The organism is Helicobacter trogontum (assembly GCF_000765905.2).
Taxonomy (GTDB): domain Bacteria; phylum Campylobacterota; class Campylobacteria; order Campylobacterales; family Helicobacteraceae; genus Helicobacter_A; species Helicobacter_A trogontum.
Genome location: NZ_JRPL02000073.1, coordinates 1 through 2,037 on the forward strand (window position 1 = coordinate 1; position 2,037 = coordinate 2,037).

Below are 2,037 nucleotides of genomic sequence, written 5' to 3' on the forward strand. Positions count from 1 at the left end.
AACAAAAAGTGATAAAATCATAGGTATATAAAAGATAATAATGACAATGTTTTGCACAAAAAAGACTCCAACACCACCTATGCTCGAGCTATTGAAGCAAGGTTTAATCAAGATACTCAAAACTCTCAAGGTAAAGAGCTTGACAACAAAATCCAAAATATATCTAAAGAAATAGATTCTACACAATACGACGATAGCAATGGGTGTCATATCTTTAATGCAGAAATAAATAAATGTATAAAGCTATATCCTAAAGAGTTAAGTGATAGAACCATAAATTTTACTAATCGTTTTAAGCTTTTATTCCATCAACCAAATACTGAATCTGGTTTTCTGCTACTTTATTTGGTGAAAAAAGAAAGCAAAGGAATACAGAATCTAAAGAGATTAGCTATACAAGTGAATATGGCTATATCAATTATATCTTAGCCATTCGTGGGACAGAATCTAAACTAAAGCAAATCAAAGATTTAATAAATGATTACTACATAGGAATAAATAATGACAACAATAGAAAAACGGCTTCAAAGAAAAAAGAATCTTATTAAGGTAAAAAAGATTCTAAAAAAATTTACAATCTTATTCCTTATTGGGATTATCTATCTTATAGGAATCCCTTTATATGTAGTTTTTATTATTATTCCTTTGGTTTTGTTTATTCGCTTTAAATATAACATAGGCAGTGTTTTAGTAGCATTATTTCTTTTCCTTATTTTCTACTACACACCATATTCTTATTATTTAGAGCCTAGTTATTGGCAATTTAGAAATATGTGTAAGTTAAAACCAGAGATTTACCAAGCCAATGGTGGTAAGCTTGATGAGGAATATTATAATAAAGTGTTAAAGTATTTTGATACGGATTTGGATAATATGTCAAAGTCATATAAAAAAGAGCTAGGGGTAACTAATGATAAAAAATATAGTAGATACTGGTTTGAAACATGGATAGATAAAAGAACCAATATAAGCTTTGAAATATGGTTTAAAAGTAATATTGCAATAAAAGACAATATTGACTTTAGTATAAAACCTTTTTTATGCTTCTTGGCGTGATTTGCGCCCATTTCCATCAGGTAATGAGGGGACAGGATTCTATCTTTCAGGAGATAGATTGAGTTGCTTTGAAATATTAAGCAAGAGTGAATATAAAAAATTCAAAGAATGGAAAGAAAATAATGCAAAACAATAAAAAACAAATACAAAAATTAAAAGACAATGCAGAACTTGCTATGGCAGCCTATGGATATTTTCATCTAGCTAATGAAAGTTATAAACCAGAGGAAAATAGCAAGGATTGGAAAAGATTAGAGCATTTTGGAAAATTATATAAAAACAATAATTTAGATTCTCTTTGCTTGGAATCTAATCCTTGCAGTTCTTGCTCTAGCTCTTGTCGTTGTTTTTTGTAAGTCCTCTGCTTGTTCTTGCTTAATGAGTTGGTAGGTTTTATACAAGGCTTTTCTAGCTTGGAGGTACTCATTACTTAGAGAATCTTTATTAGCGATGAAGGAGAGGTAGAAGCTTGATTTATACCCAAAGGTTTTTGTAATATTAGATTCATTTAAGCTTGGATTATGCATAGAATCCACAAATACAAAGTCTTGACATTGATACAAGGCATTGAGCAAAGCAATAGGAGAATCTTTGGTAAGAGAATCTATATCTTGCATTGATAGTACTATCGGTCGTCTGGAAAATAAATGGGTTTGCATACTTGCTCCTAATATTGTTTTTTGTTAGCTTCTACACAAAACATAATAACATACAAACTCCCAATCATAACTCTATCCTATCGTGCTATATTTTTTCCACCACAAAAACTATCAAGAATAACCCACTTGGTGCGAATATGCCAAATATGATTGTTTTACCTCTATGCAAAATTTGTGAAGTTTTATTTGTGCGGTGGAGTTTATTGATAACTTTTGTTAGACAAAGTGCGATAGGAGTGCCTATGAGATATGTAGGCACAAAAAATGCGAAATTCTCGTTGTATTCTGCGTATTTTTGTTGTATGGGATAATATATAGCATT

General features: G+C 30.3%; 5 protein-coding genes. 3 read left to right on the forward strand and 2 right to left on the reverse strand.

From position 1 onward, the window contains the following. The first annotated feature begins 51 nt into the window (after nucleotides 1–51). From LS81_RS11785 to LS81_RS12390, 3 genes are all read left to right on the forward strand, one after another. A complete protein-coding gene (locus tag LS81_RS11785) occupies nucleotides 52–429 on the forward strand; it encodes a hypothetical protein (RefSeq protein ID WP_201798954.1) in 378 nt (125 codons plus the stop codon). Nucleotides 430–501: 72 nt separating this feature from the next. Continuing rightward, nucleotides 502–1,056, forward strand: a complete 555-nt coding sequence (locus LS81_RS12215; protein ID WP_052096551.1) for a hypothetical protein — start codon at nucleotides 502–504, stop codon at nucleotides 1,054–1,056. Nucleotide 1,057: 1 nt separating this feature from the next. Then, nucleotides 1,058–1,192: a hypothetical protein gene (locus tag LS81_RS12390; RefSeq protein WP_267892515.1), complete on the forward strand. Its 135-nt coding sequence runs from the start codon at nucleotides 1,058–1,060 to the stop codon at nucleotides 1,190–1,192. Nucleotides 1,193–1,343: 151 nt separating this feature from the next. Here LS81_RS12390 and LS81_RS10785 read toward each other — a convergent pair whose 3' ends face one another. Together LS81_RS10785 and LS81_RS11455 are read right to left on the reverse strand one after the other, a co-directional pair. Beyond that, nucleotides 1,344–1,715: a hypothetical protein gene (locus tag LS81_RS10785; RefSeq protein WP_034346547.1), complete on the reverse strand. Its 372-nt coding sequence runs from the start codon at nucleotides 1,713–1,715 to the stop codon at nucleotides 1,344–1,346. An 85-nt stretch (nucleotides 1,716–1,800) separates the two neighbouring features. After that, nucleotides 1,801–2,037: hypothetical protein (locus LS81_RS11455; RefSeq protein WP_161976774.1), on the reverse strand; the 237-nt coding region annotated here is incomplete at its 5' end.

Coding starts and splice junctions, on each gene's coding strand:
- LS81_RS12215 (WP_052096551.1), top strand. CDS start 502: ATGACAACAATAGAAAAACGGCTTCAAAGAAAAAAGAATCTTATTAAG.
- LS81_RS10785 (WP_034346547.1), bottom strand. CDS start 1,715: ATGCAAACCCATTTATTTTCCAGACGACCGATAGTACTATCAATGCAA.